The organism is Microbacterium sp. Cr-K32 (assembly GCF_000708345.1).
Lineage (GTDB): Bacteria > Actinomycetota > Actinomycetes > Actinomycetales > Microbacteriaceae > Microbacterium > Microbacterium maritypicum_A.
Window position 1 is genome coordinate 306573 of sequence record NZ_JARD01000022.1, and the last position, 13285, is coordinate 319857.

Here is a 13285-nt window from a genome sequence, read left to right on the forward strand (position 1 = left end):
TCAGCCCCGCAGCATCCGCTCCCAGAGCATCGTGAACTCCGGGAGGGTCTTGGCGGTCGTACCGATGTCGTCGATCTCGACGGCGGGGATGCGCAGGCCGATGAGCGCTCCGGTGGTGGCCATCCGGTGATCGTGATGCGCGGCCCATCCGCCGCCCTGCAGTGGGCGGGGGATGATGCGGAGGCCGTCGGGAAGTTCTTCGGCTTCGCCGCCGAGCTTTCGGAGGTTGCCGATCAGTGCGGCGATCCGGTCGGTCTCGTGCAGACGGATGTGCCCGATGCCGCGGATCGTGGTCGGAGACTCCGCGAAGGCGGCGAGGCCGACCAGGGTCGGCGTCAATTCGCTGGCCGCGGAGAGGTCGAGATCGAGGCCGCGGATTCCGGAGCCGGCGCGCACGGTGAGCGTGCCGCCGTGACGGCCGACGTGCGCTCCCATGGCCTGGAGGATCTCGGGCAGCAGCGCACCGGGCTGGGTGGAGTGGGCGGGCCAGCCCGTGATCGACACCGATCCGCCGGTGACGAGTGCCGCGGCGAGGAACGGTGCGGCGTTGGAGAGATCGGGTTCGATCGCGATCTCCTTGGCGCGCGGCACGCCCGCTTCGACCAGCCATTCGCCGACAGCGGGGCGCTCGATGCGGATGCCGCGTCGGCTGAGGGCCTCGATCGTCATGTCGATGTGCGGGAGGCTCGGCAGGTGCTCGCCGGTGTGGACGAGGTGCAGGCCGACGTCGAACCGAGGAGCGGCGAGCAGCAGCCCGGAGACGAACTGGCTGGATGCCGAGGCGTCGATCTCGACCCGTCCACCGCGGATCCGACCGTGACCGCGGATCGTGAAGGGGAGGGCCCAGGTGCCCTCGTCGTCGATGTCGACGCCGAGATCGCGCAGCGCACTGATCAGGCCGCCCATCGGACGGTGGAGGGCGGTCTCATGGGCGGTGAGATGCACGTCATGTTCCGCGAGTCCGGCGAGCGGGGCGATGAATCGCATCACGGTTCCGGCCTGCCCGCAATCGATCGTGGTGCCGCCACGGAGCTTCGCGGGGGTGACGACCAGATCGGGTCCGAACTCGTGTCCGGCGTCCACCTCCTCGATACCGACCCCGAGAGCGCGGAGAGCGTCGACCATGCGCGCGGAGTCGTCGGAGTGCAGCGGCGAGATCAGGCGGCCGGGACCGTCGGCGATCGCGGCGATCATCAGCTCGCGGTTCGTCAGCGATTTGGAACCGGGGATCGTGAGCTCGGCGTGCACCGGCACGTCGGTCGTGGGCGCGGCATAGGCGCCCTGCACACGGGAAGGGGAATACCTGTTGGCGCTCATCGGTTCTCACCTTAGTAAACACAGGGAGCTTCGTCGCGAAAGACAGGCATCCCGACGCGAAGGAGAGAGTATGCCGGCGACGTTGGAGCGCGAGGTGTTCGACCTCAGCGGCCTAGACTGGCCGATGATGGATGACACCGCAACCGCAGACACCGTCAGCGACCCTCGGCGCGAGTTCGAGGAGCAGGCGATCCCTTTCATGGATCAGCTCTACGCCGCGGCGATGCGCATGACGCGCAACCCGGCCGACGCCGCCGACCTCGTGCAGGAGACCTTCGTCAAGGCCTACGGGTCCTGGGCGACGTTCTCGCAGGGCACGAACCTCAAGGCGTGGTTGTACCGGATTCTCACGAACACCTACATCAACATCTACCGCAAGCGCCAGCGGGAGCCGTTCCAGGGAACGATCGACGAGCTCGAGGACTGGCAGCTGGGCGGAGCAGAGTCGACCACGGCGTCGCACAGCCGGTCGGCCGAAGCCGAAGCCATCGACCGGATGCCCGCGTCGGTCGTCAAGGACGCGCTGCAGGCCGTTCCGGAGGATTTCCGGTTGGCGGTGTATCTCGCCGACGTCGAGGGCTTCGCGTACCAGGAGATCGCCGACATCATGAAGACCCCCATCGGCACCGTCATGAGCCGTCTGCACCGTGGCAGGCGGATGCTGCGGGAGCTGTTGGCAGATTACGCCGCTGAGCGGGGCATCGCCGCGGCTGAGACGAGGAGCAAGAAATGAGCGACTGCGGCTGCGACAAAGCCCGTCAGGATCTGGAGGAGTACCTCCGCAACGAGGTGTGCAAGACCGAGCACACCGAGATCCGCGAGCATCTCGAGAACTGCCCGTCGTGCCGGGACGAGGCGCTCGTCGCCACCACCCTCACCGATGTGATCGCCCGTGCCTGCAAGGAGACGGCTCCGGAGGAGCTGCGCGACCAGGTGTTCGCGCGTCTGCGGGCCGTTCAGGCTACACAGCACTGACACACGCGTCGGAGGCCGTCGCTAGTGTGGATGGATGACCTCCATCGATGCGCGCGACGTTCCCGCTGACAACACCTCGACGGAAAGACTGGCCGGATCCGGGCTCGAGTACCGAGTCGTCGATCTGAGCGACGAGGCGAGCGCTTCCGCCTTCGCCCGCGCTGTCGACCGAGGGTTCCTCGGGTCCGACCCGAACGCCGAGATGCGGGCTCAGGTGCGGAAGACGTTCGCCGCGCGACGGAACATCGGTGTCTTCGAGAAGACACCGCCGGCGACCGCTCTGCCGGTGGCGACGATCAACAGCTGGGTGACTCCGCTCACCATCCCCGGCGGCGAGATCCCCATGTGGGCCATCAGCGTGGTCACGGTCTCGGCGACGCACCGGCGTCGCGGGATCGCCCGGGCACTGCTCGAGGGCGAACTGCGCGCGGCAGCATCCGCAGGGGTGCCGATCGCGGGGCTCACCGTGTCTGAGGCGACGATCTACGGTCGGTACGGGTTCGGATCGGCGATCCCGGTCGCGCGTCACACGGTCGACACCCGACGCGCAGGCTGGAGCGGACCGACGCCGACCGGCCGGCTCGAGTACATCGATGGCGAAACCCTCGCCGCCGATCTCGGCACGGTGCACGAGCGCGCCCGGGGCCGGGCATCGGGGCAGATCCCCGGCTGGCAGGGGCGATGGGAGGGGTACGCGGGCGTCGCGCCCACCCCGGATCGCGACCAGGCCCGCGGGGTGCGCTACCTCGACGAGGAGGGTGCGCTGCGCGGTGTGATGGCGTACACGGTGGGGGAGGCCGGCGGAACCTTCCGCTTCCGGATGGACGTGCGCCTGCTGGTCGCCGAGACCGACGATGCGCGCACCGCCCTGTGGCGTTTCGCGCTGCAGCACGATCTCGTCGACGAGGTGGTCGCCGACCTCCGCCCGATCGACGACCCGCTGCCGTGGCTGGTCCACGACACCCGCGGGGTGAAGCAGGAGGTGCACGATCACGGGTGGCTCCGCATCCTCGATCTGCCGACCGCGCTGACCGCACGCCGCTATTCCGCACCGATCGACACGGTCCTTCGCGTGGAGGACTCTCTGGGCTTCGCGAGCGGCGACTGGCGTCTGCGCGTCGATGACGCCGGGGTCGCGACGGTGGACGCGGCCGCGGGAGGCTCCGCGGTCGACGTCACACTCGACGTCTCGACGCTCTCCGCGCTCTACGCGGGGGGTGTCCGTGCGTCCACACTGCACGGTGCCGGACGGATCTCCGCCGAATCCGCGGCGGTCGAGGCGCTCGATCGCGCGCTCGTCGCCTTCCCGGCACCGTCGCTCGACATCTGGTATTGAGTCCGGAGGGGAAACGAAAGGGGCGCCACGACCGAAGTCGCGGCGCCCCTTCTCGTCTGACGATCAGCCGAGGGTGACCGCCGCGCGGATCAGCGCGGCCTGCTCAGCCGCGTGGACCTTCGAGGATCCGGTCGCCGGCGATGCCGAGGCCGGGCGCGACACCGGGCGGAACGAGCGGTCTCCGGGAACGTCGGCGAAGGCGAGCGCCAGGAACGGCCAGGCGCCCTGGTTCTCCGGTTCTTCCTGCACCCACACCAGTTCGGCGTTCGGGTAGGAGTCGGTGATGGCCTTGAGCTCGTCGATCGGCGTCGGGTACAGCTGCTCGAGCCGGACGAGGGCGACCTCGGGGTTCGGGTTCTTCTCGAGCTCGGCACGCAGATCCCAGTGCACCTTGCCCGAGTGCACGAGCACCCGCTTGACGGCGGTGCGGTCGAGCCCGCGGTCGTCATCGATGACCGGCTCGAAACGACCCTGCGTGAACGCCTCGACCGGGCTCGTCGCGCCGCGCAGACGCAGCATCGCCTTCGGTGTGAAGACGATGAGCGGCTTGCGCGGTCGGGCGTAGGCCTGGCGGCGCAGCAGGTGGAAGTACGACGCGGGGGTCGACGGACGCGACACGATCATGTTGTCCTGCGCGCACATCTGCAGGAAGCGCTCGATGCGTGCCGACGAGTGGTCCGGCCCCTGGCCTTCGTAGCCGTGGGGGAGGAGCAGGGTCACGCTGGACTGCTGTCCCCACTTCTGCTCGGCAGCCGAGATGTACTCGTCGATGACCGACTGGGCACCGTTGACGAAGTCGCCGAACTGGGCCTCCCAGAGCACGAGCGCCTCCGGAGCCTCCACCGAATAGCCGTACTCGAAGCCGAGGGCGGCGTACTCGCTGAGCAGTGAGTCGTAGACGAAGAAGCGCCCCTGAGCGTCGGAGAGGTTCGACAGCGGCAGCCATTCCTGGCCGTTCGCACGGTCGTGCAGGGTCGCGTGCCGCTGCACGAACGTGCCGCGGCGAGCGTCCTGGCCGGCGAGCCGGACGGGCGTTCCCTCCACCAGCAGCGAACCGAATGCGAGCAGTTCGCCGAAGCCCCAATCGATATTGCCGTTTCGGCTCATGTCGAGGCGCTTGTCCAGCAGCTGCTGGATCTTCGGGTGCACCGTGAAGCCCTCGGGCTTGTTCACGAAGGCGTCGCCGATCATCTGGATGACCTCGCTCGGCACACCGGTAATCGCGGGGGCACCGACCTGGTCGTCGACGGGCGCCTGCTCCGGAGCGATCGGCAGAGCGCCGGTCTCGGCGGCGTGCGTCTCGGCGAACGCGATCTCCAGGCGGTTCTGGAAATCGGCCTTGGCCTCGTCGTACTCCTGCTCGGTGATGTCACCACGGCCGACGAGCGACTCGGTGTACAGGCGGCGGACGGAACGCTTCGCCTGGATGAGGTCGGTCATCAACGGCTGCGTCATCGAGGGGTCGTCGCCCTCGTTGTGACCACGTCGGCGGTAGCAGACGAGGTCGATCACGACGTCACGGTGGAAGCGCTCGCGGTACTCGAACGCGAGCTGCGCGACGTGGATGACGGCCTCGGGGTCGTCGCCGTTCACGTGGAACACCGGCGCCTGGATCGTCTTGGCGACGTCGGTCGAGTAGATCGACGTGCGGCCGTCGTTCGGCGTCGTGGTGAATCCGACCTGGTTGTTCACGACCACGTGGATCGTGCCACCGGTGCGGTAGCCGCGCAGCTGCGACATCTGCAGCGTCTCGACCACGACACCCTGACCGGCGAAGGCCGCGTCGCCGTGCACGAGGATCGGCAGCCAGGCGAAGGTGCCGATCGGCTTGCGGTCCTGTTTGGCGCGGACGATGCCTTCCAGCACGCCATCGACGGTCTCGAGGTGCGAGGGATTGGCGGCCAGGTAGACCGGAAGCTCGGAGTCGTCGTCGGCGACGAAGGTGCCCTCGGTGCCGAGGTGGTACTTGACGTCGCCGGAACCGCGCTGGTTGCCCGGGGTCTGCGTGCCCTCGAACTCACGGAACACCTGGCCGTAGGTCTTGCCGGCGATGTTGGTGAGCACGTTCAGACGGCCGCGGTGCGCCATGCCGATCGCGGCGCCCTCGAGGCCGGCGGTCGCGGCGCCCTGAAGGATCTCGTCAAGCAGCGGGATGAGCGATTCGCCGCCCTCGAGCGAGAAGCGCTTCTGACCGACGAACTTGGTCTGCAGGAAGGTCTCGAAGGCCTCGGCCTCGTTGAGCTTGCGGAGAACCCGCAGCTGCTCGTCATGGCCGGGCTTCTGGTACTTGACCTCCACCTTCTCCTGGAACCAGCGACGCTGCTCCGGGTCCTGGATGTGCATGTACTCGATACCGAGCGTGCGGCAGTACGAGTCGCGGAGCACCCCGAGGATGTCGCGGAGCTTCGCGATGCGCCGACCGCCGAACCCGCCGGTGACGAACTCGCGGTCCAGGTCCCAGAAGGTGAGGCCGTGGCTCTCGATCTCGAGGTCGGGGTGCGAACGCTGCACGTACTCGAGCGGGTCGATGTCGGCCATCAGGTGTCCGCGCACACGGAACGAGTTGATGAGCTCCTGCACACGGGACTGCTTGTCGACGCGCTCGGCGAGGTCGACGGCGATGTCGGGGTTCCAGCGGATCGGCGCGTACGGGATGCGCAGGGCCGCGAAGATGTCGTCGTAGAAGCCGCGCTGGCCGATGAGCAGCTCGTGCACCTTCTTCAGGAACTCGCCGGAGCCGGCGCCCTGGATGACGCGGTGGTCGTAGGTGCTCGTGAGCGTGATCGTCTTGCCGATCGCCAGCTCGTTGAGCGTCTTCTCGCTCGCGCCCTGGAACTCGGCGGGGTACTCGAGGGCGCCGGCGCCGATGATGCAGCCCTGGCCCTTCATCAGACGCGGCACCGAGTGCACGGTTCCGATGCCACCCGGGTTCGTCAGCGACACCGTGGTGCCCTGGAAGTCGCCGGCCGTCAGCTTGTTGCCGCGGGCGCGGGTGACCAGGTCCTCGTAGGCGGAGAGGTACTCGGTGAAGGTGAGGGTGTCGGCGCGCTTGATGCTGGGCACCATGAGGGCGCGTGTGCCGTCGGGCTTGGGCAGGTCGATCGCGATGCCGAGGTTGACGTGCGCCGGCGCGACCACGGAGGGCTTTCCGTCGACCTCCGCGTAGAACACGTTCTGGCTGCGGAACTCGTCGAGTGTCCGGATGAGCGCCCAACCGATGAGGTGGGTGAAGCTCACCTTGCCGCCGCGGGTGCGTGCCATGTGGTTGTTGATGACGATGCGGTTGTCGATCATCAGCTTGGCCGGCACGGTGCGAACGCTGGTGGCGGTCGGGACGGTGAGCGACTCGTCCATGTTCGCGGCGAGGGTCTTGGGCAGACCGCGCAGCGGCGTGACCTTGTCCTCTTCGGCGGGTGCCGGAGCGTCCTTCGACTCGGATTTCGCCGGCTTCGGGGCCTGGGCGGGGATCGGCGCGGCAGCGGCGGGCTTGGCCGTCGTGCGCGCCACCGGCTGCGAACCGATCACCGGGATCGGTGCGGTGACGGGATGAGCCGCCGCCGGCGCATCGGGTGTTGCCGTGGGAGCTGCGGAAGCCGTCTCGGAGTGGTACTTCTCCAGGATGGGCCACCACTCCTTGTCGACGGAGTCGCGGTTCACCTTGAACTGCTCGTAGAGCTCTTCAACGAGCCAGGAATTGGCTCCGAACCCCCCGTCGCCGTTGACGCCGGTCACCTGGTTCGACACTCTCGATCGCCCTCTTTCATCGCTGAAGCTCTCTGGTGCGGACGTCGACGCAGGATGCGTTCGGGCCCGCACACTCTCGACCAACAAGCCTAACGTGTTTCGCTATGGGAATCGTCGAAGCTGAGCGCCCACCGCGTCGCGATCTGGGTACCGTGGAAGCATGAAGTTCTCTGGAGAGCAGCCGACCGTCGATCTGACCTACTCCGACGTCTTCCTGGTACCGCGCAGATCCGCGGTCACCAGCCGTCTCCAGGTCGATCTCGCCCCGCAGGACGGCACCCCGGCGACCCTGCCACTCGTCGCCGCGAACATGAACTCCGTGACCGGTCCGCGCATCGCAGCCGTGCTCGCGCGGCGTGGCGCGCTCGGCGTGCTGCCCCAGGACCTGCCGCTGCAGGATCTCGATGCGGCGATCCGCGAGGTGAAGTCGCAGCCCGTGCTCTGGGACACGCCCATCGTGCTGCCTCCCGAAGCATCGGCGGCCGATGCGCTCCGTCTGCTCCCGGCGACCAGCGGTCACGGGATCGTCGTCGCCCGCGGCACGGCGCCGATCGGCGTCGAGCACATCCTCGGGATCCTCCCGGCGACCCGCCTGGCCACGGCGCTCCCCGATGCGCAGCTCGGCGATCTCGTGCACCACGGCACGCCGGCGATCGACGCGGACGACATCGGCTCGGAGCGGCACGCGTTTGACGTGATCACCGACGCAGGCGTCGAGATGGTGACCGTCGTGCACCACGGACACCTCGTCGGAACGCTGAGCGCCCGGAGTGCGCTGCGCTCGACGCTCTACCGCCCTGCGGTCGATTCCGATGGGCGCCTCGCGGTCGCCGCGGCCGTCGGGATCAACGGCGACGTCGCGGCCAAGGCCAAGGCACTCGCAGCGGCAGGCGTCGACGTTCTGGTCGTCGACACCGCCCACGGCCACCAGGAGGGGATGCTGCGGGCTCTGCGCGCGGTCGCCGAGCTCGACCTCGGCCTCCCCGTCGTCGCAGGCAACATCGTCACCGCCGACGGCGTGGCCGATCTGGTCGACGCGGGGGCCTCGATCCTCAAAGTCGGCGTCGGCCCCGGCGCCATGTGCACCACCCGCATGATGACCGCGGTCGGCCGCCCGCAATTCTCCGCCGTGCTCGAGACCGCGCAGGCGGCACGCGAGCTCGGTGCGCACGTCTGGGCCGACGGTGGCGTGCGCTATCCGCGCGATGTCGCTCTGGCCCTCGCCGCCGGCGCGGCCTCCGTCATGGTGGGATCCTGGTTCGCCGGCACCATCGAGGCGCCGGGGGAGTTGCAGCGCGATGCCGATGGCCGTCTGTTCAAGGAGTCCTGGGGCATGGCGTCGACCAAGGCCGTCCAGGCGCGCTTCGGTCGCCTCGACGCCTACGAGCGTGCTCGCAAGGAGCTCTTCGCCGAGGGCATCTCCTCATCGAAGATCTATCTCGACCCGCTCCGTCCCGGGATCGAAGACCTTCTCGACATGATCACCTCCGGTGTCCGCTCATCCTTCACCTACGCCGGCTCCTCGTCTGTACCGGAGTTCCATGAGCGCGCTGTGGTGGGCCTGCAGTCGGCGGCCGGCTACGAAGAGGGCAAGGCGCTGCCGGTCAGCTGGTGACCGCGAGCGCACTCCCCGTCGTCTTCGGTACAATCGTCGGCATAATGGACGACCCTCCCAGTTGTAGAACATCGCCCCACTGTCCGCCTCTCTCACAGGAGAGGAACCTCTGATGGACTACATCATGTTGGGCGTGGGGCTCCTGCTCACGGTCGGCACTGGCCTCTTCGTGGCGAGCGAGTTCGCATTGGTGAACCTCGATCGCGCCGAACTCGAGGCCAGGCAGGCACGCGGTGAATCGCGGCTCTCGCTCACGATCAGCGCCCTCAGGCACACATCGACGCATCTCTCGGCGGCCCAACTCGGCATCACGCTCACGACGCTTCTGACCGGTTACACGATGGAGCCGGCGCTGTCGAACCTCCTGCGCCCGACCCTCATCGCCTGGAACCTCCCTGAAGCGGCCGTCGCGCCGATCGCGACCATCGTGGCGATGCTGGTGGCGACGGTGCTCTCGATGATCCTCGGCGAACTCGTCCCCAAGAACTTCGCCCTCGCTCTGCCGCTGGCCACGGCGAAGCTCGTGATCCCTTTCCAGATCGCGTTCACGACCGTGTTCAAACCGGCCGTCGTGGTGCTCAACGGCAGTGCGAACGGCGTACTGCGCGGCATGGGGATCGAGCCGAAGGAAGAGCTCTCAGGCGCCCGCAGCGCGGAGGAGCTGTCATCGCTCGTGCGGCGGTCCGCCAACGCGGGCCTGCTGGAGGCCGACACCGCCTCGCTGCTCGACCGCACCCTCATGTTCTCGCGCCTCACGGCCGCCGACGTGATGACGGCCAGACCGAGCATGCACGCGATCGCTGCAGGCGACTCGGTGGACGACGTCATCCAGCTCGCGCGACGCACGGGCCACAGCCGCTTCCCCGTGTACGACGACGACCTCGACGACATCACGGGCGTCGTGCACCTGAAAGCCGCCATCTCGGTTCCGCGCGAGCGGCGCACGGAGGTGCCGGTGGGCGCTCTCGCGACGGAACCGCTCCGCGTTCCGGAGACCGTGCACGTCGACGCCCTGATCGCGGAACTCCGTGCGCGCGGTTATCAACTCGCGATCGTCGTGGACGAGTACGGCGGGACCGCGGGGCTGGTGACCTTGGAAGACCTCGTCGAAGAACTCGTCGGAGAAGTCGCCGATGAGCACGATCGCACCCGCGCGGGAGTCATCCGCAACCGGGAGGGCGTCACGTTCCCCGGAGAGCTGCGCCCGGACGAGCTGCGTCGCCGTGCCGGTGTGGAAGTACCCGAGGGCGATGTGTACGACACCGTCGGCGGCTACGTCATGAGCGTGCTCGAGCGCGTGCCCGCGGTGGGCGACGAGGTCTCTCTCGACAGCGGCGTGCTGCAGGTGGTCCGCATGGATGGCAGACGGGTGGATCGGGTGCGCTACGTGCCGCATCCGCTCGCTGGCGATGAGGAGGTGACCCGATGAGCGATTGGGCAGGACTCGCCTGGCTCGTCGTGCTCCTGGTCGCGAATGCGTTCTTCGTCGGTGCCGAGTTCGCGGTGATCTCGGCCAGACGATCGCAGATCGAGCCTCGAGCCGACCAGGGCTCACGCGCCGCGAAGACCGCGCTGTACGCGATGGAACACGCGACGCTGATGCTCGCGACGTCGCAGCTGGGCATCACGATCTGCTCGCTTCTCATCCTCAATGTGTCCGAACCGGCGATCCACCATCTGCTCTCCGTGCCGTTGCACGCGCTCGGGTGGCCGGACGGTGCGGTCGACGCCGTGTCGTTCACGATCGCATTGGTGATCGTGTCCTTCCTGCACGTGGTGTTCGGCGAGATGGTGCCGAAGAACCTGGCGTTCTCGGTGCCGGACCGTGCCGTGCTGATCCTCGCCCCACCGCTGGTGTGGGTGTCGAAGGTGTTCATGCCCGTGATCTGGGTGCTCAACGCGGCAGCCAACGGCGTCCTGCGCCTGTTCCGGGTCGAGCCCAAGAACGAGGCCGCATCGACGTTCACGCTCGATGAGGTCGCGACCATCGTCAGCCAGTCGCGTCGCGAAGGCGTGCTCATGGACACGGCGGGAACAGTCGCCGCAGCGGTCGAGTTCACCGACAAGAAGGCGCGGGACGTCGCGGTGCCACTGAGCGATCTGGTCACGCTGCCCCAGTCGACGACGCCCGACGACATCGAGAAGGCGGTCGCACGATACGGGTTCTCGCGTTACGTGATCGTCGACGACGCATCCGTACCGATCGGCTATGTGCACCTGAAGGACATCCTCCGCGCGTCCGAAGGCCCCGACGCCGAGGCCAAGATGGTCGAGCCGGTTCCAGCCAAGCGCATCCACCACATGGTGCCGGTGCAGGAGGACACGGATCTCGAGGACGCCCTCGCGGTCATGCGTCGCGCGGGTCGGCATCTGGCGAAGGTGCGTGACGCGCAGGGCAACACCACCGCCGTGCTGTTCCTCGAGGACATCCTCGAGGAGTTGGTCGGGGAGGTGCAGGACGCGACCCGTCGCTTCCGCGGACGCTGATCGTCGCTCGGACGGACGAAGGCCGCCGACCCCTCTCAGGGGATCGGCGGCCTTCGTCGTCCGAGCACTGTTCAGCGCAGGCGGGCGCGCTCGTACTGCGGTGGCCAGACGATCTCGGCGTCGAGCTCGTGCGCGGCACGGAGCGCGAAATGGGGGTCGCGCAGCCACTCCCGTCCGGCGAAGATCGCATCCGCGGCTCCCTCGCTGAGCACCTGCTCGGCTTGGGCCGCCGCGGTGATGAGACCGACCGCCGATACCGGGATCCGACCGCCCTGACGCACGGTCTCGGCGAGCGGGACCTGATAGCCGGGGAAGACACTGATCCGCTGGTGCGCGACCAGGCCGCCACTCGAGACGTCGATCAGATCGGCACCTCGCTGCGCGGCCCAGTCGCCGACGATCGCCGCTTCCTCGGGTGTGAACCCGCCGTCGGCATGATCGGTGGCGGAGATGCGCACGAACAACGGCACATCGGCTCCTACGGCTTCGCGGACCGCGTCGACGACGCGCAGCAGCAGGCGGGCACGATTCTCGAGCGAGCCGCCGTATTCGTCCCTGCGCCGGTTCGACAGGGGAGACAGGAACTGGTGCAGGAGGTACCCATGCGCCCCGTGCACCTCCAGCACGTCGAACCCGGCGTCCGTCGCGCGTCTCGCTGCGGACGCGAATGCGTCGACCACACGGTCGATCCCGGCGAGGTCGAGGGCGACCGGCTCGTCGAAGCCGTCGAAGGCGATGGCCGAGGGGGCGGATGTCGTCCACCCGCCATCGGCGGCCGGCACCGATCCGCGTTCGGGTGCCCAGGGCCACCACGTCGATGCTTTGCGGCCGGCATGGGCGAGTTGGATGCCGGCGTGGGCTCCGCGGTCATGGATCGCCTGGACGATCGGGGCGAGGGCGTCGCGCTGCTCGTCATCCCAGAGCCCCAGGTCACGCGGTGAGATCCGTCCCTCGGGGGCCACGGCCGTCGCCTCGGCGATGATGAGTCCCGCGCCGCCGGACGCGAACTGTGCGAGGTGCGTGTGATGCCACTCCTGGGCCACGCCGTCGACCGCGCTGTACATGCACATGGGCGAGACCCAGAGGCGGTTGCGGAAGTCGACGGAACGGATGCGCAGCGGGGAGAAGAGAAGACTCACGGTTCGACGGTACCGCCGCGCGGGTGCAGGACGGGCCGTCGCACTAACGTGGAGTCATGTTCGAGGTGCGCGAGTGGACACGCGGCGACACGGCGCGGTTGTTGCGTGCGCCGACCGCGGATGACGACAAGTACGCCCGCGGCGTGGTGGCGCTGCGCACCGGATCGCCCGCGTATCCCGGGGCCGCGGTGCTCGGCGTCGAGGCGGCGTGGCGAGCCGGGGCGGGCTTCGTCCGCTACGTGGGCGCGGAGCGGGTGGCGGATGCCGTTCTCGCCCGACGACCGGAGACCGTCGCCGGGGCGGACCCGGGGCGTTCGAGGGTCGACGCCTGGGTGATCGGATCGGGGACGGACCCGGCGCACCGCAGCGACACGGAATCCGGTGCTCTGCGGGAGATCCTCTCCGGCACCGCCGCCGTCGTGATCGACGCCGGAGCGCTCGATCTCGCCGAACGCGCGACGGCGCCGTTCCTCGTGACGCCCCACGCGCGGGAGTTCGTCCGGCTGCAGGAGAGGCTCGGAATGTCCTCGACCGCGGAGGATCGCGCGCAGGCCGCGCGGCACATGGCGGACACGCTCGGGGGCGCCGTGCTGCTCAAGGGCGCGCGTACGCTGATCGCGGCGCCGGACGGGACGGTCATCGCCGTCGAAGCGGGGACCGGCTGGCTGGCCA

At 68.7% G+C, this 13285-nt stretch carries 10 protein-coding genes; 7 read left to right on the forward strand and 3 right to left on the reverse strand.

The features are described from left to right. Nucleotides 1-1317: a 3-phosphoshikimate 1-carboxyvinyltransferase gene (gene aroA, locus GZ64_RS0112275; RefSeq protein ID WP_029258236.1), complete on the reverse strand. Its 1317-nt coding sequence runs from the start codon at nt 1315-1317 to the stop codon at nt 1-3. Nucleotides 1318-1387: 70 nt separating this feature from the next. Between aroA and GZ64_RS0112280 the strand changes: the two genes are divergently transcribed. From GZ64_RS0112280 to GZ64_RS0112290, 3 genes are read left to right on the forward strand one after another with little or no spacing between them, the layout of a single operon-like run. After that, on the forward strand, nt 1388-2050 hold the full coding sequence (locus tag GZ64_RS0112280) for a sigma-70 family RNA polymerase sigma factor (protein WP_021199863.1): 663 nt from the start codon (nt 1388-1390) through the stop codon (nt 2048-2050). Then, the gene (locus GZ64_RS0112285; RefSeq protein ID WP_021199864.1) at nt 2047-2292 is read left to right on the forward strand and encodes a zf-HC2 domain-containing protein; all 246 of its coding nucleotides are present in this window, start codon (nt 2047-2049) and stop codon (nt 2290-2292) included. The genes GZ64_RS0112280 and GZ64_RS0112285 overlap by 4 nt, the downstream gene beginning before the upstream one ends. Nucleotides 2293-2326: 34 nt before the next feature. Then, on the forward strand, nt 2327-3628 hold the full coding sequence (locus tag GZ64_RS0112290) for a GNAT family N-acetyltransferase (RefSeq protein ID WP_029266833.1): 1302 nt from the start codon (nt 2327-2329) through the stop codon (nt 3626-3628). A 63-nt stretch (nt 3629-3691) separates the two neighbouring features. Here the strand turns inward: GZ64_RS0112290 and GZ64_RS0112295 are convergent, their stop codons facing one another. After that, nucleotides 3692-7372 (reverse strand): multifunctional oxoglutarate decarboxylase/oxoglutarate dehydrogenase thiamine pyrophosphate-binding subunit/dihydrolipoyllysine-residue succinyltransferase subunit, encoded by a 3681-nt coding sequence (locus GZ64_RS0112295; RefSeq protein ID WP_029266836.1) that lies wholly within the window; start codon nt 7370-7372, stop codon nt 3692-3694. 160 nt (nt 7373-7532) lie between these two features. On the opposite strand from GZ64_RS0112295, the gene GZ64_RS0112300 reads away from it, so the two are divergent. The 3 genes from GZ64_RS0112300 (at nt 7533) to GZ64_RS0112310 (ending at nt 11474) form a co-directional block, all read left to right on the forward strand. Then, the gene (locus GZ64_RS0112300; RefSeq protein ID WP_029258233.1) at nt 7533-8987 is read left to right on the forward strand and encodes a GuaB1 family IMP dehydrogenase-related protein; all 1455 of its coding nucleotides are present in this window, start codon (nt 7533-7535) and stop codon (nt 8985-8987) included. Between the two features lie 112 nt (nt 8988-9099). Next, nucleotides 9100-10416: a hemolysin family protein gene (locus GZ64_RS0112305; RefSeq protein ID WP_029258232.1), complete on the forward strand. Its 1317-nt coding sequence runs from the start codon at nt 9100-9102 to the stop codon at nt 10414-10416. Next, the gene (locus tag GZ64_RS0112310; RefSeq protein ID WP_021199869.1) at nt 10413-11474 is read left to right on the forward strand and encodes a hemolysin family protein; all 1062 of its coding nucleotides are present in this window, start codon (nt 10413-10415) and stop codon (nt 11472-11474) included. Before GZ64_RS0112305 ends, GZ64_RS0112310 begins: the two co-directional genes overlap by 4 nt. Nucleotides 11475-11545: 71 nt before the next feature. Here GZ64_RS0112310 and GZ64_RS0112315 read toward each other — a convergent pair whose 3' ends face one another. Then, nucleotides 11546-12613, reverse strand: coding sequence for an NADH:flavin oxidoreductase/NADH oxidase (locus GZ64_RS0112315; protein WP_029258231.1), 1068 nt, complete (start codon nt 12611-12613; stop codon nt 11546-11548). A gap of 56 nt (nt 12614-12669) precedes the next feature. Here GZ64_RS0112315 and GZ64_RS0112320 point away from each other — a divergent pair. Further along, nucleotides 12670-13285 (forward strand): ADP-dependent NAD(P)H-hydrate dehydratase (locus GZ64_RS0112320; RefSeq protein ID WP_029266838.1); only part of this gene is annotated, 616 nt, incomplete at its 3' end.